The following is a 26,480-nucleotide window of genomic DNA, read 5'->3' as shown; positions in this document are numbered from 1 at the left end:
CTTTTTTTTTGCGCGTTAACTCTTCGGCTTCACCGGCGACACATGCATGCCGATCTCAGCGGTGAAGACGACCGTACCATCTTCTTCTTTTACCTCGACCTGCACCGGCACTTCACCTTTTTCACCCACCTCTATCTCGCGCATACTCGCGTAGCCGCGCAGCACCCCTTTAGCAGGCTTTAAATAACGTACCGTCATTCCGGCGGGGATCCAACGCATACCTTTGGGCATAGAGACTTCAGCGGTGATGCCGCCAACGACTTCGGCCAGGTTACAAAGCGCGATCGCGTGAACCGTACCAATATGATTGTGAATAGAGCGACGCTCACGAATACGCACCACCCCATAGCCAACGCCCAGCTCTTCAAAACGCGGAGAGATCGTAGAGAAGTAAGGCGCTTTCATGCATATCGCCTTAGAGAAAGCCAGCTTGCCACCGGGGTACGCTGACAACTTACGCCACATTTTCAATACAGAATTCATAACACTACCTCCAGAACGAGGTAGTCAGACTAGCATTGAGCCCGCAACAGACCATTGACTGGAATGCCCGCCCCAATGAAATTTAAAGTCACAATAACAATTATTTTTTTCGCCAGCGACCGGGCTTAGTAACCCACACCCAAACACCGCTTAGTGCAATCAGTAGCAGAGCAACGGCTGCAATATCCACAACCCATACCCCCAGGTCACCGAACAGTCGCCCACTGTGAAGGTCCAGTAGCACTCGCTCCCAGCTTGGCCCCTTGCCGCGGTGTCGCTGCTGCAGAAAATTGTCGAGCTCCAGCGGGGGTGTTGATGCTTTAGCCCAAATAGTAGCAGGCGGTTCATCGGCAATAGTGAATTGCAAACTCAGGGGGTCATATTGATAAACGCGATGGCGATCACGAAGATACAAACGACCATTTTTTTCCGCCAGGCTTTGCAAACCCTCTGGTAACCCATAGGCCGCACTCAGGTCATCCAATAACGCGGCATCCTGACTAAATACCAATAGGCGATCTTCGCACAACGCGTAGATTTCACTGACCAAGGCTACAGCACCCAGCAACGCTCCCTCGCAGCTCAACAAGGCTTGCTTGCCGATATACAGCCCACTATCACCGGCTTGGCTTAGATAGTTATCGCCAACAAGGAAACTGCGTTGCTCCGCAGCATTAATACCGTATAGAGAGAGCAACCATTCCTGATCGACATGGCGCTCATTCAGCGACAAACCACTACTGTGGTTAATGGCAATGCCCGTCATCACCAAGTTCACAACAAAAATGGCCAGCAGCACGCCGATACGGCGATGCCAGCGCAACAAAGATATGCGCCAACGGCGATACGCATTCACGAAGCAGCTTTCTCCGGCACCACCTGCTGCGCTAACAATAAGGCTAGTCGAGCAACATGGGTAACAGCCCGCACTGACAATGTCGCACCGGTGATACTGTCGACCCGACCATCAAGTACTGACGAACTATCAAGGCGCAGGCCGTCAAATTGCTTAGTGAAAAAAGGATGGCGAACTTCCCAACCTCGACTTTCCCGGAAAGCCAGAATACGCAACTGCTGTATTGCCCCTTCCTCAACCACCACACCGATGGTGATGGGCATTTCCTTACCAATTTCGTCTAATATCCAGGCGGTGCGGCGACCACTCTGCCAATACCGCACCCTTAGCAACGGAAATTGGCGACCGGTTAACTCTTTAATCTGCCGCTTCAGCTCCGCGTTTAGCCAAAATACTTTTGTAGTGGGCTCCGCTTGCGCAAATGCGCCTGAGAGGAAATCCGGCACACTAAGATACTGGCCAGCCTCACTAGCATGTAGTGGTCTCGCAAAAAGAGCACATAACACTAAAAAAACAGCAGCGGGCATCTGCCCGCTGCTGAGACTTGCTTTAATTCGCCTGATCAACTATCAGAAGCTCCAACCAATCCCCAAGTTTACCGCATCTTTATTACTGTTGCGGGTGTCTGCGATATCTGCCTTCAATACTACGGTAGGCATCAACCAGTAGTTCAAGCCAATATCAAATTGCTCGACCTCTGTATCCACTGCGCTATTCGCAGCATTATCCCACTCACTCTGGCGGACGAAAACACCTAGCTTCGGAGTCACCTTATAAGAGGCTTCAACATAATTGCCATCCTGCTTATCAGTACCCGCGGCAGCGAAGGCATCGCCATCGATATCCCACTGAGCAGCCAGTGCAGTCAATGTCAGATCGCCAATGCGGTAACGCGCATGCGCTTCATATAGTGTCGCTTCACCACCACCTGTAGCGCCCTGGCTAATATCTTGCTGCTGCTGTACTGCTGCTGCCAACTCAAGGCCCGGGACGCCGTTGTAGCTAAGGCGCGCAGTGTATGCGAGGTCTTCCGCCGTGGCCTTGGCAGACTTTTGACGACCACCACGCACGGCGCCACCGGCTGGGTCAATTTTAAGACCGCTGTGTAACGCAACGTTGTAGTTAAGACCGGGGGCAATTTCACCATTGACCATCACACCCGTTTCCCACCACGTTGCAGGAATAATATTTTTCTCTACATTATTTCGCTCAACCCCGTAGAACGTATCGGGCTCGTGCGTCTCGTTAATAATACCCATTGGCACCAAAAACTGGCCCATCGTCAGCGTATGACCCTGGGTGAAGTCCCAGGCGATGTAGGCCTGCTCCAGCTCCACTTCACCAGGCTGGCCCTCACCGGCAATACCGTGCTCAACTTCCAGCTCGGAGAAAAAGCGAACCGTATCGCTGAACTGATGGCCAATGAACAGAACAAAGCGGTGCGCATCGACTTGATCGTCGCCATTTTTAAAATGATTAAAGTGGTGCTCTCCGTATCCACCCAGCGTTGTTTTGCTCGCCCAACTTGCAATCCCTGCTGATTGCTCTACCGCGTCTGCCGTTGCATTCAACTTAGCATCGGCTTCAGCTTGCTCTTGTTTTAAACGCTCAATCTCCTGCTGTTGCTGCTGGATTATCGTCCACATTTCTTCAGTACTAGGCGCAGCAGCGAATGACAGTGCAGGCAGTGCAGCCAGGGCTGCGGCCAAAGCAGTCTTTTTCATTGAGTTGTATCTCCAATCTCGATAGGCAATGCCGCCCGTCCCTCTTCGAGGACCTTGCGGCGATTAAGTCGCGATGGATAATAGCAAGCAATAACCCAAATAAAAAGCATTCTCATTCACAATCTCAAAAACCTTTAGCTATCCCTGATCAAGCCCTCCCCAAAGCGATAAAAAAACCCGGCGCTAAGGCCGGGTTTTCAGGAAACGTAATTGCAAGCCAACAGGCGTTAACCTCCAGCGGCCTCGCCAGCTGAGGTTTCTGTCAGCAACGTTTTCAGCTCACCGCTCTCATACATTTCGCAAATAATGTCGCAGCCGCCAATCAGCTCGCCCTTAACCCACAACTGGGGGAAGGTCGGCCAGTTAGCGTACTCAGGCAGTTTTGCGCGAATATCGGGGTTAGACAAAATATCCACAAAGGCGAATCGCTCGCCACAACCCATCAATGCCTGAGAGGCGCGTGCAGAGAAGCCACACTGAGGCTGATTGGGTGAACCCTTCATATAGATAATGATGGGGTTGTTTTCGATTTGCTGTTTAATTGCGTCGATCGTATCCATTGAGTACCTGCCGTATCGGCGTCCGGCAAACCGATGAGTAAAAGCCCGGACCATTTCAGAGCGCTATTCTAACAATTCCCGGCGCGAAAAGTCATGCCTGCCCCCAGCCACCCCCGCCGGGCGTGGCAATGCGCAAGCGGTCACCGGGCTTTGCCAGCGCACTTACTTTTGCTGGTAAGCGCTCGCCATTCAGGCTGTTTTCCCCGCAGCGACCCGCGTCACCCCCTTGCAAGCCCCAGGGCGCGACATAGCGGCGCTCGGTAAGCAAGGTAAAGCGCGCGGTCGCCAGGAATTCAAACTCCCGCACCAGGCCATCGCCTCCGCAATGCCGCCCGCCGCCACCGCTGCCGCGGCGCACGCTGTATTGGCGAATGCGCAACGGGTAGTGCATTTCCAGACTCTCCACCGGGGTGTTCAGCGTATTGGTCATATGGCACTGCACACCACTCAGTCCAGCGCCCTCGGCATGACCGCCGCTCCCGCCCGCCAGGGTTTCATAGTAGTGCCAGGGCTCGCCCTCTAACGAGCCCATCGCCACATTATTCATGCTGCCGTGCGCCGCAGCGGGAATACGCTCCGGCAGAGCCTGCGCGAGCGCGCCCAATACCGCGTCGCACGCGCGCATAGAGGTTTCGACATTGCCCGCCGCCACGGCCGCCGGCCGCCGTGCATTCAGCAGGCACCCTTCGGGAACACGAAGACTAATGGGACGGAACAAGCCCGCGCATACCGGCGCCTCATTGGGCATCAGACATCGAAACGCGTAATACACCGCCGCCGCAGCCACAGACCGCGGACAGTTAATATTGCCCGGTACTTGTTCAGCGGTGCCGGTGAAGTCCACCGTCGCCCGGCCGCCCCCCAAGGACAACAACACCTCAATCGTTAGGTTTTTCTGACCAAAGCCATCATCGTCCATAAGGTCTTGAAAACGGTACTCCCCAGCCGGTAATTCGGTTAAGCGGGAGGTCGCCAACTGCTCGGCATACGCCTGTAACTGGGTAACGGCCGCAGGAAACGGCAGCGGCAACGCCTCGACAACCTCGGCTAAGCGCGTCAGGCCACAGCGGTTCGCGCTAAGCTGGGCGACAAAGTCGCCGTGCTCACCCTCGCCAAACCATTCGTCCAGCAGGTGTCGCTGAACAACGCCATTTCGCTGCAATAGCGTGGGCGGGATCACAACGCCCTCTTCATCCAGGCTTTTTGACAGGGGCATCGAGCCCGGCGTTGAGCCGCCAATATCCGCGTGATGGGCGCGATTCACAACAAATGCCAGCAACTCGCCGTGCAAAAAATACGGCGCAATGACCGTGACATCGGGCAGGTGGGTACCGCCAAGAAACGGGTCATTCAGCACCAACATATCGCCTTCTGACCAGTCGCAGGCGCCGACAATATCAGCCATCGCATAGGCCATACTGCCGAGGTGAACGGGAATATGCGCCGCTTGTGCACACAGCGCGCCGCCGGCATCAAAGATGGCACAGGAAAAATCGAGCCGGTCTTTAATATTGGGTGAAAAAGCCGCCCGCTGCAGTACCGCCCCCATTTCCTCGCATACCGCTTCCAGGCGGCTTACGAAGAGCCCGAGTTTCACTGGGTCGAGCTGGGCGGTGTGAGTCATACCGTCATCCTGTTAGGGCTAGCAAAATACTATTATCCCCAAAGCCACCAATATTCGCCAAACGCACCTCAAACAAAAACGGCCCCGAAGGGCCGTTAAGTCGATTATGTGTCAGTCCATGACGACCTAGAAGTTATAGCGCGCGCTAAAGCCAATGGTACGTGGCTGGTTGACGTGGTGACCAACGCGGGCATTGCCGCCGCGCTCGGTATCCAAGGACAGCTCAGCACGTTCATTGGTTGCGTTGCGCACAAACAATGCGGTATCCCATTGATCGTTTCTCGCGCCCAGGCGCAAGTTGACGATCTGATAACCACCCTGCTCGCGATCATACTCGTAGGTCGGCTGGGTCAAAGGACCACCCACATTGGCGTAGAGGCTGGCAACACCGCGTCCGCCGTTTTCCTGATCCGCAAGCTGGGTGTAGCGCGAACCGACGTTTTGATAGGTGGTGTTGAAGTAGCCTTCCCAGGTTTCGAATACCGGGAAGTAATAGGTAGCCGTCGCGGCAAGCTCAAAGCCCGGCGCCGTTGGCAACTCATTACCTTCGCGAATGCCGCCGACAATGCTCGTCACATTGGCGTTGTCGGTAGAGGTAACATCCGAATCGATCTCGGCGCGCACGTAGCTGGCCGACAGACCAAACTCGAAATTGCTCATCGGGCGCACAAAGAACTCAACTTCCACCCCGGTGCTGTGGGCCTCAGGCACGTTGTAAACGATCCGAGAGGAACAGGTACCCGCGTTTACGGTTGCCTGCAGATCTTTAATGTCGCTGTAGAATGCCGAGACATTAAAGGTACCCGCACCGCCGAACAGGCGCATTTTACTGCCCACTTCATAGTTCGTCAGTGTTTCATCTTCAAAGTCATCGCGACCGCCAAAGGTGGCTTTATCGGCAGGTGAACACAGAGGTTCATTCAGCGGGTCGTTAATACCCCCCAAACGGAAGCCCTTCGACACCTGCGCATTGAGCATCACATCGTCATTCATGTCGTAGCGCAGCATCACCCGCGGCGACACGCCGTCCGACGACACATCGCTCTTCTGTCCGAGCACGCTGGCGTTGTAGATACCATCAAAGTTCAGCGTACGCTTTTCCTCGTAGTCGAAGAAACGGGCGCCCACCACGATCATGGTTTTGTCGTTCAGGTCATAAGACACCTCGCCGAACACCGCGTACTGCTCCAGCTCGTAGGGAATGTCTGAGTAGAACAGTTCATCAACCGCATTCGCGCCCAGGGTCTCGCCGGGGTCGGTGGAATCGGGCGCCGTGGTGCGCGCGCTGGCATCGTAACCGGCCACTTGCAGAGACTGGCCATAGCGGCGCTCGATATCGCTATAGAAGATCCCCGCCACCCATTGCACGGGACCATTCAGGCCACTCAAGCGCAGCTCCTGGGTCAGCACCTCAGCTTCGGTTTCGTCATACAGCGGCGCATCGAGGGTATAAACCGCCTCGCTTTCACCGAAGGAGCCGCCAGTGATACTACCGTTCAGGGCCGTGGCATCGCGCAGCACCAACACATCGCGATCGGTATACGAGGACACCGATGTCAGCGTCATATCTTCCGTCAGATCAATGGTGGCGGTCAGATCAACCAGCAAGAAGTCGTCCTCAAAACTCTCTTCAAGCTGAGTAAACTGCTCGTAGTCGCCCAGGCGAACGGGCGGGCGGCTGGTGGTGTAGGGGTTGGCCAACATGTTGTAGTCGTCTTCGCGATTGAAGCCGTCCATGTCGATGCTCTGAAAAATAACCCGAGGCATGATAACCACGCTGTCAGATGGCTGAAAGCGCAGTGCGATGCGACCACCGCTGCGGGTGCCTTCGTTAACATCGTCCTTGGTGCTTCCGTCGGGCTGCAAGGCATCGATGTAACCCGCGTATTGCTGAGCGTAACCCACGGCGCGGAGCGCCAAGGTGTCGCTAAGCGGAATATTAACATGCCCCTTAATATTGCCGCCTTCACTGCCTTCATCGACGGTTTCACCGCCCACTTGCACAGAGCCGCTCAGCTCGTCACTGTTGGGCGCATTGCTGATATAACGCACCGTGCCCGACAGCGAGCCGGAGCCGAACAGTGTGCCCTGCGGCCCGCGCAGCACTTCCACACGATTGATGTCGTAGAAATCCAAGTCGGGCGTGAACAGCGACATCGAGATCACTGACTCGTCAAAGTAGACCCCAACCTGCTCTTTAACACCGGGCTGGTCGCGAACAATTTGCCCAGCAGAGATACCGCGAATAGAAACCTGGCTCTGACCCGGCCCCAGGTTTTGGATCGAAATACCGGCCACGTTTGTCGCCATCGACTCCAGATCCGTCGCCCCACTCTGTTTTAGTTTCCCTTCTGTCATCGCCGCAATAGAAAACGGCACATCCTGCAAGGTTTCCGACTGCTTCCGCGCGGTTACCAGCACCTCTTCCAGAACATTGCCGTTGTCCTGGGCCGAAACGGCCACTGGCAACGCCAACATGGCAAGGGCAAGCTTTGATCGTGTGAACATACGCTTGTGTGTCATCTGTAGAAGTCTCCCCGACTACAATTATTATTGGCACCAAAAACACTGGCGCAGCATTTTGAGTCAATCTACTTATAGCAAACATCTCGGAGATTGCCGTATTGCACTTTTACGGCCTCCATGTTTTCAGGTAAAACATTAACAATAAATTTCCCCCCATCCAAGCCGCACCCGCTTCGCCCAAAACCACGGCTGACCAATCGCCCAGCGCCATTGACAAATTACCGCGGGCTATGGAATTTACAAAAGCTTCCTTATATGATTACTCCCTTAATTCTCGGGCAGCAGGCGCTGCCCTTTTGCGTTTTGGGGTTCGCTCAAATACCCCGCTAGAGGAGATACGCTGCAATGACATTGCCCGCACTGATGAATACTTACGGCCGCCTGCCTGTCAGCTTTGTGCGCGGTGAAGGTGTTCGCCTGTTCGATGAGCAGGGCAAGGGCTATATCGATGGCATCAGCGGCATTGGTGTCAATGCACTCGGCCATGCCCACCCCGGCGTTACACAAGCCATTACCGAACAAGCGGGCAAACTGCTGCACACCTCCAACTTATACAACGTGCAGCGCCAACAGCAGCTGGCCGAATCTCTGCGCGATGCCAGCGGCATGGACAACGTATTTTTTGCCAACTCGGGGGCAGAAGCCAACGAAGCGGCCATTAAACTGGCGCGTATGCACGGCCACCAGCGCGGTATCGACATCCCCCATGTTGTGGTGATGGAGCAGGCCTTCCACGGCCGGACTCTGGCCACGCTTACCGCCTCCGGCAACCGCAAAATTCAGGCGGGCTTCGAGCCGTTGGTGCGCGGCTTTATCCGCGCGCCCTTCGGCGATATTGCGGCTCTGGAAAGCATTGCCAACAACAATGACAGCGTAGCCGCCGTGTTATTGGAGCCGATCCAGGGTGAAGGTGGCCTGCACGTATTACCGGAAGGCTTCCTGAAACAACTGCGCGAGCTATGTGACCGCAACAACTGGCTGCTGATGCTCGACGAAGTACAAACAGGCAATGGCCGGACCGGCAAATATTTCGCCTACCAACACGACGGCGTACTGCCCGATGTTCTGGTTACTGCCAAAGGCCTGGGCAACGGCCTGCCTATTGGCGCCTGTCTGGCACACGGTAAAGCCGCGTCGCTGTTTCACCCCGGCAACCACGGCTCTACCTTCGGCGGCAACCCACTGGCCTGCGCGGCGGGACAAGTAGTCGTCGAGACCCTCAATACCGAGGAGATGCGCAACCACGTCAGCGACATCGGCGACTACTTGCAGGCCGGTCTGCGCGAGCGCTTAGCCGATGCCCAGCACGTTGTAGAGGTGCGCGGCCGCGGCCTGATGGTGGGCGTTGAATTAAACAGCCCCTGCGCGGGCCTTGTTAAACAAGCGCTCGACCAGGGCTTATTGATTAACGTTACTGCGGAACGGGTCGTGCGCCTGCTTCCCCCTCTTATTATTAGCCGGCAGGAAGTCGACGCGCTGCTCGACATCCTCTGTCCACTGATCCTTCAGTGGCCCGCCCAGTCCGATGCCGCGTAAGGCAGCAATCGATGCAGCAAAGGTAGCCACTTATGGCCTTGAGACACTTTTTAACCCTTAACGACCTCAGCCCCGCGGAACTCGACCACGTCATTGCGCGGGCGATTGAGCTGAAAGCCGAGCACCGCGAGCGCCGCCAGAGCGTGCAATTTCCCAACTACGTGCTGGGCATGATCTTTGAAAAAGCGTCTACCCGCACGCGCATTTCTTTCGAGGCGGGCATTGCCCAATTTGGCGGCCACGCCATCTTCCTGTCACCGCGCGATACGCAATTGGGACGCGGCGAGCCGACTGAAGACAGCGCACGCGTGATCTCGTCAATGTGCGACATCGTGATGATCCGCACCTTCGAACACAGCATTATTGAAAAATTTGCCGAGTACTCGTCAGTGCCGGTCATCAATGCCCTGACTGATGACTACCACCCCTGCCAGCTCCTCGCCGACATTCAAACCTTTGTCGAGCACCGCGGCAGCATTAAAGGCAAACAAGTCACCTGGGTTGGCGATGGCAACAATATGTGCCAGTCCTATATCAATGCCGCAATCCAGTTTGACTTCAAACTGAAGATCGCCTGTCCCGAGGGTTTTGACCCGCGCGCTGATCTGGTTGAGGCCGCTGGCGACCGCGTGGAAATTATCCGCGACCCCGCCGAAGCGGCAAAAGGCTCCGACCTGCTGGTTACCGATGTCTGGGCATCCATGGGCCAGGAAGAAGAAAAGGCCGAGCGCCGTCGCAAACTGGCGGGATACCAGATCAATGCCGAACTGATGTCCCATGCCAACCCTGACGCGCTGTATATGCACTGCCTCCCCGCCAAGCGCGGCGAGGAAATTAGCGCCGAGCTGATGGACAGCCCCGATACCGTGATCTGGGACGAGGCAGAAAACCGTCTGCACGCCCAGAAAGCACTGATGGAATTTTTGCTCACCCAGTAGATTGTTGCTTGCGGCGAGGCGTTCGGCCCGCCGCATAGCAAGCGAAGGAGCAGCCTTGCTAAAAATTCAGGACATTCACTGCCGCTACGACACCACCCCCGTCGTCAATGGCGTCAGCTTTCACGTCCACAACGGTGATATATGCAGTCTGCTAGGGCCTAGCGGCTGTGGCAAAACCACTATCCTGCGCGCGATTGCCGGCTTCCAGCCGCTTCACAAAGGGCAGATCCTGCTCAACGAGCAAACCCTCAGCCAACCCGGCATGCAGCTACCACCCGAGCAGCGCCACATCGGCATGGTATTTCAGGACTACGCCCTGTTCCCCCATTTGAATGTTATCGACAACATTCGTTTTGGCTTAAAAAAACTGCCGCATAAAGAGCAACAGCAGCGCGTCCGCCGACTGCTTTCCCTCGTTCGCCTGGACGGCGTGGAAAAACGCTACCCACACGAGTTATCCGGTGGCCAGCAACAGCGCATTGCACTGGCCCGCGCGCTGGCCCCCAACCCTCAGCTGTTGTTGATGGATGAGCCCTTTTCCAACCTCGACGCCGAACTGCGCAAGAAGCTCAGCCTGGAAGTCCGGGACATTTTAAAAGAGCTTGGCATTAGCGCTATTTTGGTCACCCACGACCAACACGAAGCCTTCGCGTTTAGCGATCAGGTCGGTCTGCTGCACGGCGGTCATCTGCAGCAGTGGGATACGCCCTTTAATCTCTATCACGAGCCGACCAACCGCATCGTTGCCGACTTTATCGGTGAAGGCTGCTTCCTGCCCGGGCTGATCGGCACCGAGTCCAACACGGTGAATACCGAGCTCGGCGCGCTCATTGGCAACCGCGCCTATCCCTGGCCTACCGGCACCCCAGTGGACGTGTTGCTGCGCCCCGACGATATCGTATTGAGTGACTTCGGCGGCTTGCGGGCAACGGTAGAGCGCAAAGTCTTTTCAGGCAGCGCCACGGTCTACACCCTGCGCCTGCCCACCGGCAGCGTGGTAGAAGCCTTACTGCCCAGCCACCGCGACTTCCAACTCGGCGAAACGGTACAGATCAGCACCGAGCTGGAACACCTCATCGCCTTCGCTCAGGAAGGTGCAAATTTTGAGCACGCACCCCGGCCTCATAGCGGCGCTGCATAAAAATTTTTTTGTTATAAACATTCCGTCTAGCGGCTGTGTCCGCAGCAATTTTAGTGGCCACTCGGCGCTAAAGCCCGCCCCGCGGGCACTTGCGAGCAAGGCAAATTTCACCCCCTGCTTACCCACACTTTATCCACAGCTCATTCACATCATATGGTGCTTGCACCCACCCGAAAACCGCATTATCTTGTATCCCGATTTCCAAAAAACCCCATATATGGGTGGCGGCGTCAACATTCACCTAGCATTGAATAACGCCTGAGATCAAGCTGTAGACAAAAAAAAACCTCGCCCGAATACGGGCAAATAAGCCAAGCAGCGCCCCGCAAACATCCGTTTTTTTGCGGCATTAACACCAACAACACGCGATCAGCATAGCAAGGGCCCTAAATACCATGCAGACCACCCAAGATAGCAGCACCAGCAACGCGCCGGTTCCTCCTACCGCCCCCAAGCAAGACGAGCTCAGTGCCACCGCACCCGGGCAAATCCGCGTTATCAAACGCAATGGGTCAGTGGTGAGCTACACCGATGACAAAATCAGTGTCGCCATCACCAAAGCGTTTCTGGCTGTAGAGGGTGGCAATGCCGCGGCCTCGACCCGTATTCATGAAACCGTAGCCAAGCTGACGGATCAGGTTTCCGCCACCTTCAAGCGCCGCATGCCCACGGGTGGAACCATCCACATTGAAGAAATTCAAGACCAGGTCGAGCTGGCTCTGATGCGCAGCGGCGAGCACAAAATTGCTCGCGCCTACGTACTGTACCGCGCGGCCCGCGCCGAAGAGCGCGCCCAACAAAGCCCGGAAGTGGCCGAGAAAACCCACCCCAGCATTCGCGTTAAACACGCTGATGGCAGCGAAGTACCGCTGGACCTGGGTCGCCTGGAATTTATTGTGAATGAAGCCTGTGAAGGCCTCGAAGACGTCTCTGCCAATGCCGTGCTCGACGAAGCACTGAAGAGCCTGTTTGACGGCGTGTCCGAGAAAGAGATCAACACCTCGCTGGTCATCGCCGCCCGCGCCATGGTGGAAAAAGAGCACAACTACAGCCTGGTTACTGCCCGCCTGTTGCTGGACAAACTCCGCGCCGAAGCACTGAGTTTCCTCGGTGTGGCAGACAGCGCCACCCAGCACGACATGGCTGTTTACTATCCCAAAGCCCTGCCGGTTTACATTGAAAAAGGTGTCGAGCTGGAGCTGCTGTCGCCCGAGCTGCGCGACTACGACATGGCCGCTCTGGGCGCGGCCATCAAGCCCGAGCGCGACCACCAGTTCCAATACCTCGGTTTGCAAACCCTCTACGACCGCTACTTTATTCACAGCAATGAAGTGCGTATCGAGCTGCCACAAATTTTCTTCATGCGCGTTGCCATGGGCCTGGCCATGCGTGAAGAGAATAAAACCGCGCGCGCGATCGAATTCTATGACCTGCTGAGCTCCTTCGACTACATGAGCTCCACCCCCACGCTGTTTAACGCCGGCACACTGCGTCCCCAGCTCTCCAGCTGCTACCTGACCACCGTACCCGACGACCTGCACGGCATTTACGGCGCTATTCAAGACAACGCCATGCTGTCTAAATTCGCCGGCGGCCTGGGTAACGACTGGACGCCGGTACGCGGCCTGGGCGCTTACATTAAAGGCACCAACGGCAAGTCACAGGGCGTTGTCCCCTTCCTGAAAGTGGTCAACGACACCGCCGTTGCGGTTAACCAGGGCGGCAAGCGCAAAGGCGCCGTCTGCGCCTACCTGGAAACCTGGCACATGGATATCGAGGAATTCCTCGAGCTGCGCAAAAACACCGGTGACGATCGCCGCCGTACCCACGACATGAACACCGCCAACTGGATTCCCGACCTGTTCATGAAGCGCGTATTCGAAGACGGCGAATGGACACTGTTCTCACCGAACAATGTGCCCGATCTGCACGACCTCTACGGCAAGGCCTTCGAGGAGCGCTTCGAACAGTACGAAGAAATGACCCGCACCGGCGAGCTCAAGCTCTACAAGCGTGTTAAAGCGGCTGACCTGTGGCGCAAGATCCTGTCTATGTTGTTTGAAACAGGCCACCCCTGGATCACCTTCAAAGACCCCTGCAACCTGCGCAGCCCGCAGCAACACGCCGGTGTGGTGCACTCGTCTAACCTGTGTACCGAGATCACACTCAACACCAACAAAGACGAAATTGCCGTATGCAACCTTGGCTCGGTCAACCTTGCCCAGCACATCATCGACGGCGAGCTGAACCTGGCCAAGCTGGAAAAAACCATCAAAACCGCTGTGCGCATGCTCGATAACGTTATCGACATCAACTACTACAGCGTGCCGCAGGCCGAAAACTCAAACCTGAAGCACCGCCCTGTGGGCCTGGGTTTGATGGGCTTCCAGGACGCGCTGTACAAACAGCACATTGCCTACTCATCAGACGCGGCAGTGGAATTCGCCGACCGCTCTATGGAAGCGATCAGCTACTACGCTATTAAAGCCTCTAGCGACCTGGCCGTTGAGCGTGGCAGCTACCAGAGCTACGAAGGCTCGCTGTGGAGCCGCGGCATTCTGCCCATCGACTCACTGAAGCTGTTGGTGGAAGAGCGCGGCAGCGACTACATCGAAGTCGACCACAGCCAGACTCTGGACTGGGACAGCCTGCGCGAAGTCGTTAAGCAACAAGGCATGCGTAACTCTAATGTGATGGCCATTGCCCCAACTGCCACCATTGCTAACATCACCGGTGTGTCGCAATCGATCGAGCCGACCTATCAGAACCTCTACGTGAAATCGAACCTGTCAGGCGAATTCACCGTGGTGAACCCGCACCTGGTTAAAGACCTGAAAGCGCGCGGCCTGTGGGATGCCGTTATGGTTAACGACCTCAAGTACTACGAGGGCTCACTGCAGAAGATCGACCGCGTACCCGACGACCTGAAGGCCATGTACGCCACCGCCTTTGAGGTTGAGCCACGCTGGTTGGTGGACTCGGCAAGCCGCCGCCAGAAATGGCTGGACCAGGCCCAGTCACTCAACCTGTACATAGCCGGTGCATCGGGCAAAAAGCTCGACATTACCTACCGCATGGCGTGGTTCCGTGGCCTCAAAACCACCTACTACCTCCGTGCATTGGCAGCCAGCTCTACCGAGAAATCCACGGTAAACCAAGGCTCCATGAACAAGGTATCGGCAAGCGCCGCCGCACCATCGGCGCCACAGGCCGCGCCCGTACCACAAGCCTGCTCGCTGGATGATCCAGATTGCGAAGCTTGTCAGTAATAGAACTAGCTGCACCCGGGGCGTCACCGCGCCCCACCCAAATAGCAGCGAACGAACACACACTTAATACCGAGGTAACTCACTAATGCTTAGCTGGGACGATTTCGATAAAGACGACGCACAAGAAGCGGCAAAACCTCAAACCAAAGAAGCACCACAACAGGCCGCCCCACAGGCTCCGGCACCTGAAGCGCCCAAGCCTGCCGTAGCCAGCCAAGCGGCTCCCGAGCAGCCCGCTGCACCGGCCGCCAGTGCACAAGCCGTTATGGAAAAAGCCAGCGCCTCACTCGACAACCTCGACGTTGCCGCCGGCCTGGAAGACCTGGAAATGGGCGCTGCCCGCCTGCGCGTTGAAGACAAGCGCATTATCAACTGCCACCTGGACCTCAACCAACTGGTGCCCTTCAAATACGACTGGGCATGGCAGAAATATCTGGACGGCTGCGCCAACCACTGGATGCCGCAAGAAGTTAACATGACCGCCGACATCGCCTGCTGGAAAAACCCAGAAGGCCTGACCGACGACGAGCGCCGCATTGTTATGCGCTCGCTGGGCTACTTCTCTACCGCCGACTCACTGGTTGCCAACAATCTGGTACTGGCCGTTTACCGCCACATCACCAACCCTGAGTGCCGCCAATACCTGCTGCGCCAGGCTTTTGAAGAAGCCATCCACACCCACGCCTACCAATACTGTGTAGAGTCACTGGGCATGGACGAAGGCGAAGTCTTCAACATGTACCGCGAACTGCCCTCCATCGCCAAGAAAGCGGCCTGGAGCCTCAAGCACACCCAGGCACTGGGCGACCCCAACTTCAAAACCGGCACCCCGGAAGACGACCAAGAACTGCTGCGTAACCTGATTGGTTTCTACGCCGTTACCGAAGGCATCTTCTTCTACTGCGGCTTCACCCAGATTCTGTCTATGGGCCGCCGCAACAAAATGACCGGCGTTGCCGAACAGTTCCAGTACATCCTGCGCGACGAGTCCATGCACCTGAACTTCGGCATCGACATGATCAACCAGATCAAACTGGAAAACCCACACCTGTGGAGCGAGCAATTCCAGGCTGAAGTCACCCAAATGATCGTGGAAGGCATGCAGCTGGAAATCGAATACGCCAAAGACTCCATGCCCCGCGGCGTACTCGGCATGAACTCAGCCATGATGGAAGAATACCTGCAATTCATCGCCAACCGCCGCCTGTCGCAGCTTGGCCTGAAAGAGCAGTTCCCCAATGCACAAAACCCCTTCCCGTGGATGAGCGAAATCATGGACCTGCGCAAAGAGAAAAACTTCTTTGAAACGCGCGTGATTGAGTATCAAACAGGTGGGGCGTTGAGCTGGTAAGGCCAACACTGCTACCACCCAAAGGCCCTCAAATGAGGGCCTTTTTTATTGGGCCCAAAACACCTTAAATACGCTCACGACTTACCTCATTCAAACAGTGCTGGCATTGCGCCCGTTCGTCGGCGAGCCGAGGGGCGATACATATATATCTGAGCCATCCTTGCTGCTTTCGGCGAGCCTGGGTTTCGCCCTTGCTGGGAGACCTACTTATTTTTTGCGCAAAAAAATAAGTAGGCAACAACAGTGTGTTTTCTGCATTTAGCGCCGCTTGTCGGCGACCCGAAGGGCGAGGCATGTAATGCCGAGTAAAAGTGCGCCCCGCATCACTGTCGTCGGCTATCGCCGCCGATCCCCTGCGCGCGGCGCGACCAGCACGGGCGCTGCGGAACTCGCCTGACGGCTCAGACAGTCCTCGCGCAATTCCCGTGCTGCCCGCGCCGTGCTCGGCAGTGCTGAGGGGGAGTTTTAGCCCCCGCCAACGGCTGGATGAGTGGATAATACTTGCGGGATTCGCGCTACGAATTTATGGTAAACACCTGACGCAGTTAAGGATGTACTGCCCCACTACCCAAGGAACGGTATGCAATTACAGCTACTTACTTGCCACTCCCCCTGTAGAAACGGCACGACCCACTTAACAGGCTTAACTGCACAATAAATGACCCTGTTAATGGGTTTTGAGGCGATTTATTTTAGAAATAGTCTTTACCCTACAATGGAATAGGCCTTCGCCGGGCGGAATCCAAAACGTGATAGATGGCCGCCCGATAATATTTATTGTGAGGCCGAACTGGCCTCATAAACAGGCTGTTAAGAAAAATGAGGTGATTTGCGAGTGTTAAGAAATTTTGTTTCCTTATTAGGGGTTTTATATCTCATTATTCCGACTGTCTCATTCTTCGAGAGGCTCACTGTTGATAAATACATTGAATGGGAATGGATTCAAAAACACTCAGAAAAACTTAGGGAGCTGGAAGCCTACCAGTTTTCGTTCACTTTTTTATTGTTTGGAGTTGTATTTTTAGTTGGCTTTTATCTTGATGGAATTAAAAAGCACAGGCTAAGTGATATTGCTGGTATATGGGGCCTAATAATTACATGCTTTTGTTTTGGATTGATGTACTGGTGGGATTTTACTGTCTGGTTTCTGTTGCTATCAAGCTGGTTAACAATTTATTGTTTCATTATTCCAATTGTAGAGTATTTTTCTAAAAAGGTTGGAGAAACAAATTGGGAGAAGGCGTTTATTGTAAGTGTTCCTTCACTGATTCTGCTCTATATAGCAGGCTATAATGCGGATATATTATTAAGCAATAGTTTTGGTATTGATCCATCACATTTCTCATACACCAAACCTGTCGCATCACTTGTATTCTTAGCGCCTTTTATTTTTATAGGGAGTTTTTTCCTTGTTTTGTTTCTTGCTGCTTGGGTCGTTCGTAAGTCAGGGGATGAAAACCCGTTCAGGCAGTTTGTAGGGTTCTTTTCTGCGATAATACTATTTACTTTTTCATTCGTTTTATGGGGTAACGGGTCTAAAGCAATAGAGCAAGTCGCAGTTATAGTAGACTTTAACCCAAATAGCGTCTGTGCCTTGGAAAGGCAGTATGACGGTTTCATATATCTAGATCCGGTATATAATTTGGTTTTCGTGTACGATTCAAATGCGGTTGACAAAGAAGATAAATACTTTATTACAGAGTGCAATCCTGGAAGGTTGCTTAAAAAATAGGTGCAGCGGATTTGTGTAAGCTGCCACCTTTTTTGTACCAAAAAAGTCGCCATCTCACACAAACCGCTGACCTAGGCGTTAGAGGTCATATGGATATTGCCGATTATGCAGCATGGTGGGGTGCCTTTGTGGCAACGGGTGTCTTTTTATGGGACATCGTGAAATGGAACCGAGAGCGGAATAATCTTTATGTAAACGTAATCGGAGACATGCAGGAGGTAATTGACGGCGAAGGGCTGCGTGAAAAGCTATGGATCCACATTGAGCTGGTTAACAATAGCTCACGGTCAATGAATATCACTCATATTCAAGGGGCTATTTTTCGAAAGTGGACATTATTTCCTTGGCGTCGCAGAGCAAAAATGCAATTTATTCTGCCAAATCCGCATAGCGCCCAGTCAGCGCCGTTCGTACTTGCACCGGGGGAGCGTTGGGCGGGAATGGCTGATCAGGAAAAACTAATTGATATAGCAGGTGGCCATCAAGTTTGGCTTGGTGCATCAGTGGCTGGAGTAAAACGCAGCTATCTCAAGCGCTTGAAGTATGAAACCTCTAACAAATAAAAGCAGCCGAAGCATAAATGCGCGCGGCTGCTTTAGGCGTTAAAAATCAGAGGAAATAATGGAGCAGTACCTCGGAATATCAGCTGCAATTCTGGGCTCACTTGGTGGCGCGGGCGTGATTGTTGTTGGACTTTCCAGTTGGCTCGGAAAGGTTTGGGCCACCAGATTGATGGACAACGAGCGCCACAAGCATGAGCGGGATTTGGAAGCTTTACGGGCCTCACTAAAAGTACAGAACGATAAGCAGCTGACTGAAATATCGAGTGATTTCGAGATATTCAAGCAGACCCATTTGCGTGAACACAACGATAAGCTCGCGATATATCGCGCTGCACTCGATACAATCGTTCCCATTCTCGCAAAAATCGAGCTTTTAGTTATCGGAGAGAGGGGCGAGCTATCTTCTGAAGAAAAAGAGGCTTTCGAGAACGATAGGCTGCGCATCTACGGATACCTTGCGATGCTGGCGCCACAGTCATGGATGCAAATGATGCGTTCATTGACCTCTTGCTAGCCCTCATTTATGACGGTGAACAAACTAATTGGAAAGCAGTCAGGAATTCCGCGCTACGTTTGACCAATGCCATGAGGGCCGATATTGGTCTCAATAAAGAACCGGTAGCCTACAACGGTAACCGCTGATTTTTTAAAAAGGCCAAGCACGGCGACGTCTTTTTCGTTGCGGCTTCGGCTCCACTGCAAATGCTCGCCTGCTGGCGGCGTTATGGGGCAACATGTACGAAAGCATGAATAAGTTAATTTTCGTAATTCTAGCCTCGTTATCAAATGCAGCTATTGCTGCCACTTTGGAACCACAGGATTTGGTAGGGCACTGGGTGCCGAGCGATCAGATTCCGACCAGTAGTGAAGTTTTAAAATACAACCTGACAATCAATCAGGATTTGTCGGCTACATATGAAGCAGTAGGCGAACAGCCCTTTGAGCTAGCTTGTAAACATATGCCAAGCTCCGCTCAACAAAGTGTATTTGTGTTCTATTGCTACTTGAGAGATCAGCATTTGATTACATTGAGCTTAAGTGGGTGGGTACAAAAAAGAGGGGGCAAAATGTTCTATGGTTATGAGTATTGGCTTGGGTCTCCCTAACCTGGCAGTACATACGGTGGTGTACCCGTCAGTTTTGTGCCAGCCCGCCCATAATATTAATTACGAGGCCGAACTGGCCTCATAAATAGGCTGTTAGGTTTTTCATGCATGTAGATAGGTGGGCGACTGAACTTATGAGGCTGGCTTTTTTGCTGGCTTTATCAGTATTCCTTTTAGTTACAACAGGCAAAGATGCCTATATATCGGTTACGAAGGGCCAAAGAATTTATGGTCATGTCAATTCGGTGGGTAAGCAAGACCCTAGCTGTACCGGAAGATGCTCTTTTCAGTCGTGGGTTACATTAGAAAATGGAAAGCGATCAATAGCAAAGTTCAGATTGATTCAAGGAAAAGACTACAAATTTAGTGTCATCGCTAAAAATAGTAAAATCGTATCGGCCGTCACTTGGAATCCAGTCGGTAATAAAGAATTTGGAAGCGTCATAGCTCTTTTGTTTCTAAAATTGGTAGCTCAGCGTCTATTTGTACTGCTAAAGGGCTTCGAAAATGTACATACCTAAAAAGCGCGAGCAGTATGCCGCTGAAAAGCGCGGCGGGACAGCCAAAGCTCCGCACCTTTTTGTGCAATCGCTCCGCTTATTTTTTGCACAAAAGGCGCTCCACTTTGTCTGCCGCGCCCCGATAGCCCTCGGGTAATTTCAACACTGGCGGCGACTCACTGAATCAAAACGGAATGTCATCATCCGTGTTGCTAAAGGATTGATCATATGGCGTGTTGTCTGCCGGGGGGTAGGGCTCACTATCGGCAGCACTGGCGTCTGACTGGATTTTCCATCCCACCAGATTATTGAAGTAGCGCCCGTTGTACTCACGCCCACGAATGTCGAAGCTCACGGTGACGTTCTGCCCAACGCTGAGGCTGTCCAGCAGGCTGATCTTTTCTTTTAGGAATTCCAGGCTGATATCCTGCGGGTAGTTGCCGTCTTCGACGGTGACCACCATTTCCCGCTTGCTAAAACCGCTATTGAAGGTTTGTGTTTCCTGAATCAGCTTAATTTTGCCGGTGAGCTCGTATGACATGCTTCTCTCTCGGGGGTTGCGTGTGTGCCACAGTTGGCCAAACGCATTGTACCAATGCCGGATTGAATCGCCAGACTTGGCGTCAATAGGCAAGCGTGATTCATTACCGCCCTCTGGCTATCTCCTCTGACTACCCCTCAGTCCAGCCCCAACCACGCTTTGAGGCTGTTCCCGATATCGACAATTTCCTCCATACAGACTTCATGCTGCATGGGGTAGCTGCGGTAGGTGGGTTTAAAGCCCATGCTTTGCAGGATTTGATCGGCGGTATGGCCCATCACCTCGGGCACCATTGGGTCTTGGCTGCCGTGGAAAATATGGATAGGCAGGGCCTTGTTGGCTTCCGAGAGCGTTACTTCCTTGGCGGTGGCAAAGTAGGTAGACATTGTCAGCAAACCCGCCAGCGGTTTGGGGTAAGAAAGCGCGGTGTGGTACACCACTGCCCCGCCCTGGCTAAAACCTGCCAATACGATGCGCTCGCTGGGAATACCGGCATCCAGTTCACGCTGAATTAGCTCGCGCACGGCCGCAGAGGAGGCTTCTATCTGCTCGGTATCGATCTCGCGCTCCAACGACATGGCGAGAATGTCGTACCAGGCGGGCATGACCATGCCGCCATTGATTGTGACGGGTATCTCCGGCGCGTGGGGGAAGATAAAGCGCACGCCGTGATTTTCCGGTAGGCCAAGATGAGGCACCACCGGCACAAAGTCGTGGCCGCTGGCACCCAGGCCATGTAGCCAAATAACGGCGGCATCGGCCGTCGTTTGCGGTTCTATTACTTCACATTTGAGCAAGGTATCGCTCCTGAGTCTGAATACGTTATCGGCAGAACGGCCTATACACCGCTGATAGTAATTGCTTGTTCTATTTGAGGAAAAATAATAACAGTAAGAGCGCCGAAGCGCCCTTAAGGCGTTGGCGGCTAGAATAAAAAGCGAATCGCAGCGTTGACCGTATCAACGTCAACGTCTTCATATTTAGTGAACTCCAGGCCGAACTCAATACTTTGACCTGGCTTAAAGCTGAAGCCTGCACCGTAGAGCATGCCGTTGCCTTCGTAATCACGCGAGCCAAACGCGTGTACCGTACCCTCACCATCCCACTTGTGCATACCAACGCGAGCATACACAGAAGCCTTTTCGCCGAGAGGAGCGATGACACGTCCGGACAAGGCAATTGTGCTGGCTTCGACTTCTCCGGTAACCAGGTCATGTTCAAAATCTGCACTGCCAAAATCAACATAAGCTGCTTCAAGAGCAAAATTAGGAGACGCTTGGTACCCGAGAATCATTGAGAAGCCGGTCGATTCGTCGACATCCGCCATACCGTCATCTTCATAAGTCGCCTGACCTACCGAGACACCAAGATACAGTTGTTCCGCATGAACCCCCAGGCTAGCGAATGCAATAGAAGCGACTAATAGACTTTTACGTAGCATAGAAAATTCCTTTTTGTTTTATTCATGCTCGGCAACCCGCTGCCGGGCGACGATAAACTATCAATTTTTGGTGGTAATGGCGAGGCGGTAGCAACAGCGTTTACCTTGCTACAACGATGCCGCAACCCGCTAGCGCACACCTAGGAAATAAGTGCCATAGCAGTCAAACAGCAATTTGTGCCGGCCAATTTGCGCGGCATTTATCAGTGTTCTAGCATGTTGCGCACTGTAGCCTGCGCGCCTGACATGGCCCGGCAGCGCCTACTAAGCGAGCTGTGACAACAAGGAACTCACTCATGCTACGCCACCAGAACGGAAGCCTGCTCCAGCTTGAGGATGCAGAGATTTACTATCAGGTATCGGGCTCGCCAACCGGCCACCCGCTTTTGCTGCTTCATGGCGGCCTGGGTAGCCTGGAAGACTTTTCAGCGATCGCGGGCAGCATACCTGAGCACTTCTTTGTCATTGCCGTGGACCTTCGCGGCCACGGCCGCTCCACAATAGGGAGAAAGCCCCTTAGCTACTTACAACACCAGTTGGATGTTCAGGCCCTTATCGCTCACCTAAATCTGAACGAGTATTCAATATTGGGATTCAGCGACGGCGGTATTGTCGGCTATCGCTTGGCCATCGAGAATGCCGCCATCAGAGCCCTTGTCACGGTAGGTGCTCAATGGCGAATTTCAACCCAAGATGCCTGCTATGAAATACTCAGTGGGGTAACACCTGAAACATGGACAGAGATATTCCCCGACGCGCCTCGGAAATATTCTGAACTGAACCCACAAGGCAACTTTGCCGAGCTGGTTGAAAGCTGCACCAGGCTCTGGACGGATCTTGGCCCCGCTGGCTATCCGGGAGATGCCATTGCCCGTATTCAGTGCCCGACGCTGATCCTTCGCGGTGATAATGACTTCCTACTTTCATTGGAAGAGGCAGCAGACGCACAAACCATGATCAATGGGGCGTCACTTGGGAACATCCCCTTCTGCAGCCACGCAGCCATCGAAGAGTCACCCGATATAGCAGCGCGCCTGATCTGTGACTTTCTGAACGAGCCCAGAAAGCGCCATACCGACACCTAGAACAGCCGTACTCGTTTCTTTGTGGGCCTTATGGGCGCGCCGAAGGAGTGCAATAGTCAGCAAACAGCTTTTGCATTTTCTCCAAACGAATATAGCCTTGCAGTGTTCCCAGCAGTTGTCCCTGTGGGCCGAATATCAGCGTCCACGGTGTGGCGGGCACGTCGCCCACAACGTTCATCAAACTAGGCGTTGCACTCAGAGCAGGGTACTGAACCTTAGCGCGGCGCACCTCCTTGCGAAGACGTAACACATCGCCATTTACGCCGACAGACAAAGGCTGAAGGTGATCGCCGCACTGCGCCTGAAGGCGATTAAGCACTTTCATTTGCCGATAACACCACGGGCAGTCTGGCTCAAAGAAGCTCATCAACACTACCTTGCCACGGTACTCGCTCAATACATGCTCGCCGTCGCCACGCAGGCTCGGCAGCGCGAGGTCTTGCAGTGCAGCCTGAGCCAGGGAGTTAGCCCCCAGGCTCAGCAACAACAGAATGCGAAGGGCAGCGCGCATCAGAAAGTGTACTTCACACCGGCGTAGGCTTCGCGGCCACGCAGCGGCCCGTAAATATGCGCGACATCGTATTCCCCGCCCTCATAGAACAGCGGCGTTTCCATGTCTTCCGCTTGCGTGTATCCAAACAAGTTACTCACCCCGGCATAAACCTGCCACTGCTCACTGAGTACTTTGGCGACCCGCATATCTACCGTCCAATATGACTCGGCGTCTTGCGACTTCGCTTCTGTACCCGCGGCATCAAAGCTTGGGCTTTCCGGCACGCCATACTCACTAAGGTCGCGACTGCCCACCCACGTCGCCGAGGCATAAAGATCCCAGCCCGCAAACTCCCAATCTGCGCTCAGCACAATGCGCTGCTCCACCGGCACCACACCATAGGAGGATTTGAATTCGTCTGAGTAAGCGATGTTCTCTGCTGTCGCCATCAACGCCAGGTCATCGCGAACGTTCCAGGTAAGCGCAACATCAGCGACCAGGACACTGGCATCGTTTTCGGACTGGGTAAGCACGGGCACACCGGCATTGTTCTCATCGAGCGCCGCCAGATTTTCCACATTGGTGTGAGACAGTGAGCCCGTAACGGCAAGGGCCTCGGCTTCGTAGCTCAGGGCATAGTTGTATGAACTGGAGCGCTCAAGTTCGTCAATTTGGATATCAAACCCGACGCTGGCATCCAGAATGCCGTGGTCGCTTTCGAAGAACGACAGCGGCGCTCGATAGCCCCGGCCAAAGGAAAAACGCGACGTCCATTGATCGTTGTGGCTGTAGCGCATATCGACACGCGGGGAGGTAATACTCTCGTCGATCTCGGTACCCGGCTTTGAGGCATCCACAAAGTTCGCTTCAACCTGGTCAAAACGCAGCGCCATCGCTATTTCAAGGTTTTCTGTAGCGGACCAGGTGTCTTGCACGTAGAAGCCTTGCGTATCGTAGTCAAAACTGTCTGATACGTAGGCTGGGCTGGTGCTATTGGTCTGTGATCGAAGCTCTTCCGCCCGATTGTCGGCCCCTACCGTAAGTAAGTGGTCATCGCTCACTGCCCAATGAAACCGCGCATCCAGGTAGGTCATCTCGTCGTCGGCTTCATAAATAAAGCCTTCATAGAACGAGTCCTGCGTGTGCTCGTTGTGCGCAACCGAAAGCTGCATATTCACATCGCTGCTGAACTCGTGCAGCCAGCTCACGTAGACCTCGTCCCGGTCAGACTGAATCCACTCGGTGGTCTCCCAGCCTCGTCCAATATAATCCTTGCGCACATCGTCATCGACAAACAAACTAGCTGAGGCGAAATTTGGGTCGCGATGGTAATCGGCTTTTACCTGCCCAATGCTCGTACCGGTCGGCCCGCCAAAAATTTCGGATTCGGTGTGATTCACGCGCAGGCGAACATTGTCACGCGTACCCAAATCCTGGGAGAGGTACATGGTCAACGAGGTGTTCTCCAGCTCGGGGTTCTCGCTTACACCATTGTCATCACCGTCATATTGATCGCGTGTGTCGTACTGCCCGATAAGCGTGAGTCGGGTGGTGTCTTCGTTCGCCAGCGCTGTGGCGACAACACTGCCTTTTCTATATCCAAGCTCGCCGGCAGACAGGTCCAGCTCAACGGCGTTCTCCCTCGCCTCTTTGGTGACCAGGTTTATCGTACCGCCAATGGCCTCAGGCGCTATTAATGAGGCCCCTGCGCCGCGAGCAATTTCGATATTCCCAATACCGGCGGATGCAGCGGCATCCAATCCGTAGAATCCCGACATCATCGTATAGGTGGGAATGCCATCCACCAGAATGGTTGTATGCTCTCCGCGCAAACCGTTCAGCATGACTCGCTTAACACCGCACATAGAGCATTCATTATTAACACGAACGCCCGGCGCCTCCGCGATGGCCTCCGTAAGGCTTGCCGCATTCATTTTTTCTATGGATATATTCGAGATGACTTCCGTCTTCTGAATAACGTCCTTCAGCATACCCGCCTGATACAGGCGCTCGCGCAACCCCGTAACCGTCACCTCTTCCAACACGGTGTTGTCTGCCAAGCTAGGCGCCGCTAACAGCGCGCCAATTGCCGACCCTAAAAATACGTTTTTCATAGCGTTCCCTTTCAATATCGGCGATGGCCCAGAACACCATCACGCCGCGAATAACGCTAATGATAATGATTTTTATTTGCGAAATAAGATAAAGCGTCAATTTCTTGATCCAGATCAAGAATTGGCGCATTCCATGCGACTTATTGTCCGATCAGAATCAGTTTTCCGGTCTCCGGGTCACGATATACAGTGCCCAGTGACTCGTAGCCGCTGCCGTCTTGCAACTGTGATTGCATACTTTCCGGCGCCTGGGGCAGCTCTTCACCCAGTGATAAATCCCGTTGCTGGCGAGTGCTGTCAAAGTGCTGCTGTAGCTCGGGGCTATAGGCCACCAGCGCCGCGATCAGGCCGCAGGCAAATACCAGAATTATGTCCACCAGGTTCGCCATAGGGCCCAGTGGGTCGTCGTCGTGCTCAAAGAAGTGACTGCGCCGCCAATCATCCATTACGCTATTCCCCTGCGTTTGTCGACGGCGTTAATACCAGCAACGCTCGGTCGTACCAGCGGCGGCGCAAGCGGCCAAGTACAAAGCCGATCATGCCTGCCAACAAACCGATAACCGTGGTATCAAAAGCCGTGATCATCGCCGTGGTAAGCACCTGCAAGTCGCCCTCACCCAACGCGGCCAGCCCTGGCCCCAATGGAATCAGTGTGCCCATGAGGCCGAGCATGGGCGAGAGTCGCGTGACAAAATCTGCTCGCTCGATGCGCCGCCGCCCCGTTGCCAGTAGCGCGGCGCGGCTCATGCGGGCAATGCCGCCAAAGCGCTCACCCAGCGCCAGGCCACACTCAAACACGGCCACTGCCAACATAAGCAACAGTGCCCACACCACAGGCTCTAACAGCAGGCCAGATAACGTATGTAAAACATCCAGCGATAAACTCGAAAACATAGC

24 protein-coding genes are annotated in these 26,480 nt (G+C 54.1%); 10 read left to right on the top strand and 14 right to left on the bottom strand.

Translation table 11 applies throughout. From position 1 onward, the window contains the following. Positions 1-15: 15 nt before the first annotated feature. The 7 genes from B3K78_RS04235 to B3K78_RS04205 all read right to left on the bottom strand — a co-directional run bounded on the left by B3K78_RS04235 (position 16) and on the right by B3K78_RS04205 (position 7,770). Positions 16-483 (bottom strand): hotdog fold domain-containing protein, encoded by a 468-nt coding sequence (locus B3K78_RS04235; protein ID WP_286694436.1) that lies wholly within the window; start codon positions 481-483, stop codon positions 16-18. A gap of 100 nt (positions 484-583) precedes the next feature. Continuing rightward, the gene (locus tag B3K78_RS04230; protein ID WP_286694435.1) at positions 584-1,339 is read right to left on the bottom strand and encodes a PepSY-associated TM helix domain-containing protein; all 756 of its coding nucleotides are present in this window, start codon (positions 1,337-1,339) and stop codon (positions 584-586) included. Beyond that, positions 1,336-1,785, bottom strand: coding sequence for an FMN-binding protein (locus tag B3K78_RS04225; RefSeq protein WP_286694434.1), 450 nt, complete (start codon positions 1,783-1,785; stop codon positions 1,336-1,338). The genes B3K78_RS04230 and B3K78_RS04225 overlap by 4 nt, the downstream gene beginning before the upstream one ends. A 123-nt stretch (positions 1,786-1,908) precedes the next feature. Next, positions 1,909-3,063, bottom strand: a complete 1,155-nt coding sequence (locus tag B3K78_RS04220; RefSeq protein WP_286694433.1) for a porin — start codon at positions 3,061-3,063, stop codon at positions 1,909-1,911. Between the two features lie 227 nt (positions 3,064-3,290). Further along, positions 3,291-3,623, bottom strand: coding sequence for a Grx4 family monothiol glutaredoxin (grxD, locus tag B3K78_RS04215; RefSeq protein ID WP_286694432.1), 333 nt, complete (start codon positions 3,621-3,623; stop codon positions 3,291-3,293). A gap of 91 nt (positions 3,624-3,714) precedes the next feature. Continuing rightward, positions 3,715-5,247 carry a hydantoinase B/oxoprolinase family protein gene (locus B3K78_RS04210; protein ID WP_286694431.1) on the bottom strand — a complete coding sequence of 511 codons (1,533 nt, stop codon included), beginning with the start codon at positions 5,245-5,247 and terminating at the stop codon, positions 3,715-3,717. A gap of 126 nt (positions 5,248-5,373) precedes the next feature. Beyond that, positions 5,374-7,770: a TonB-dependent receptor gene (locus B3K78_RS04205; protein WP_286694430.1), complete on the bottom strand. Its 2,397-nt coding sequence runs from the start codon at positions 7,768-7,770 to the stop codon at positions 5,374-5,376. 348 nt (positions 7,771-8,118) lie between these two features. On the opposite strand from B3K78_RS04205, the gene B3K78_RS04200 reads away from it, so the two are divergent. From B3K78_RS04200 to B3K78_RS04160, 9 genes are all read left to right on the top strand, one after another. Beyond that, positions 8,119-9,309, top strand: a complete 1,191-nt coding sequence (locus tag B3K78_RS04200) for an acetylornithine transaminase (protein WP_286694429.1) — start codon at positions 8,119-8,121, stop codon at positions 9,307-9,309. A 32-nt stretch (positions 9,310-9,341) separates the two neighbouring features. Further along, entirely contained in the window at positions 9,342-10,247 is a 906-nt protein-coding gene (argF, locus tag B3K78_RS04195; RefSeq protein WP_286694428.1) for an ornithine carbamoyltransferase, read from the top strand. Between the two features lie 55 nt (positions 10,248-10,302). Beyond that, entirely contained in the window at positions 10,303-11,388 is a 1,086-nt protein-coding gene (locus B3K78_RS04190) for an ABC transporter ATP-binding protein (RefSeq protein ID WP_204995194.1), read from the top strand. Between the two features lie 395 nt (positions 11,389-11,783). Then, on the top strand, positions 11,784-14,657 hold the full coding sequence (locus B3K78_RS04185) for a ribonucleoside-diphosphate reductase subunit alpha (RefSeq protein ID WP_286694427.1): 2,874 nt from the start codon (positions 11,784-11,786) through the stop codon (positions 14,655-14,657). Between the two features lie 85 nt (positions 14,658-14,742). After that, entirely contained in the window at positions 14,743-16,008 is a 1,266-nt protein-coding gene (locus tag B3K78_RS04180) for a ribonucleotide-diphosphate reductase subunit beta (RefSeq protein ID WP_286694426.1), read from the top strand. Between the two features lie 835 nt (positions 16,009-16,843). After that, positions 16,844-17,740: a hypothetical protein gene (locus tag B3K78_RS04175; RefSeq protein WP_286694425.1), complete on the top strand. Its 897-nt coding sequence runs from the start codon at positions 16,844-16,846 to the stop codon at positions 17,738-17,740. Positions 17,741-17,829: 89 nt separating this feature from the next. After that, entirely contained in the window at positions 17,830-18,303 is a 474-nt protein-coding gene (locus tag B3K78_RS04170; RefSeq protein ID WP_286694424.1) for a hypothetical protein, read from the top strand. A gap of 58 nt (positions 18,304-18,361) precedes the next feature. Beyond that, the gene (locus B3K78_RS04165; RefSeq protein WP_286694423.1) at positions 18,362-18,817 is read left to right on the top strand and encodes a hypothetical protein; all 456 of its coding nucleotides are present in this window, start codon (positions 18,362-18,364) and stop codon (positions 18,815-18,817) included. A 232-nt stretch (positions 18,818-19,049) separates the two neighbouring features. Beyond that, the gene (locus B3K78_RS04160) at positions 19,050-19,409 is read left to right on the top strand and encodes a hypothetical protein (RefSeq protein ID WP_286694422.1); all 360 of its coding nucleotides are present in this window, start codon (positions 19,050-19,052) and stop codon (positions 19,407-19,409) included. A 684-nt stretch (positions 19,410-20,093) separates the two neighbouring features. Here the strand turns inward: B3K78_RS04160 and B3K78_RS04155 are convergent. From B3K78_RS04155 to B3K78_RS04145, 3 genes are all read right to left on the bottom strand, one after another. Next, positions 20,094-20,450: a DUF3127 domain-containing protein gene (locus tag B3K78_RS04155; RefSeq protein ID WP_286694421.1), complete on the bottom strand. Its 357-nt coding sequence runs from the start codon at positions 20,448-20,450 to the stop codon at positions 20,094-20,096. A 137-nt stretch (positions 20,451-20,587) separates the two neighbouring features. Further along, positions 20,588-21,247: an alpha/beta hydrolase gene (locus B3K78_RS04150; RefSeq protein ID WP_286694420.1), complete on the bottom strand. Its 660-nt coding sequence runs from the start codon at positions 21,245-21,247 to the stop codon at positions 20,588-20,590. 128 nt (positions 21,248-21,375) lie between these two features. Then, positions 21,376-21,891 carry a porin family protein gene (locus B3K78_RS04145; RefSeq protein ID WP_204995187.1) on the bottom strand — a complete coding sequence of 172 codons (516 nt, stop codon included), beginning with the start codon at positions 21,889-21,891 and terminating at the stop codon, positions 21,376-21,378. Positions 21,892-22,187: 296 nt separating this feature from the next. Between B3K78_RS04145 and B3K78_RS04140 the strand changes: the two genes are divergently transcribed. Continuing rightward, entirely contained in the window at positions 22,188-22,976 is a 789-nt protein-coding gene (locus B3K78_RS04140) for an alpha/beta fold hydrolase (RefSeq protein WP_286694419.1), read from the top strand. 28 nt (positions 22,977-23,004) lie between these two features. Here the strand turns inward: B3K78_RS04140 and B3K78_RS04135 are convergent, their stop codons facing one another. The 4 genes from B3K78_RS04135 to B3K78_RS04120 all read right to left on the bottom strand — a co-directional run bounded on the left by B3K78_RS04135 (position 23,005) and on the right by B3K78_RS04120 (position 26,477). After that, positions 23,005-23,487 carry a TlpA family protein disulfide reductase gene (locus B3K78_RS04135; RefSeq protein WP_286694418.1) on the bottom strand — a complete coding sequence of 161 codons (483 nt, stop codon included), beginning with the start codon at positions 23,485-23,487 and terminating at the stop codon, positions 23,005-23,007. Next, the gene (locus tag B3K78_RS04130) at positions 23,487-25,583 is read right to left on the bottom strand and encodes a TonB-dependent receptor plug domain-containing protein (protein ID WP_286694417.1); all 2,097 of its coding nucleotides are present in this window, start codon (positions 25,581-25,583) and stop codon (positions 23,487-23,489) included. The genes B3K78_RS04135 and B3K78_RS04130 overlap by 1 nt, the downstream gene beginning before the upstream one ends. Positions 25,584-25,723: 140 nt before the next feature. After that, positions 25,724-26,029 carry a DUF2149 domain-containing protein gene (locus B3K78_RS04125; RefSeq protein ID WP_204995183.1) on the bottom strand — a complete coding sequence of 102 codons (306 nt, stop codon included), beginning with the start codon at positions 26,027-26,029 and terminating at the stop codon, positions 25,724-25,726. 4 nt (positions 26,030-26,033) lie between these two features. Continuing rightward, the gene (locus B3K78_RS04120; protein WP_286694416.1) at positions 26,034-26,477 is read right to left on the bottom strand and encodes a MotA/TolQ/ExbB proton channel family protein; all 444 of its coding nucleotides are present in this window, start codon (positions 26,475-26,477) and stop codon (positions 26,034-26,036) included. Positions 26,478-26,480: the final 3 nt, after the last annotated feature.

Origin of the sequence: Spongiibacter sp. UBA1325, assembly GCF_002306875.1 — a bacterium.
Taxonomy (GTDB): domain Bacteria; phylum Pseudomonadota; class Gammaproteobacteria; order Pseudomonadales; family Spongiibacteraceae; genus Spongiibacter; species Spongiibacter marinus.
The sequence above is the reverse complement of the archived record's forward strand: the minus strand, read 5'-3'. Positions and strand labels throughout refer to the sequence as shown.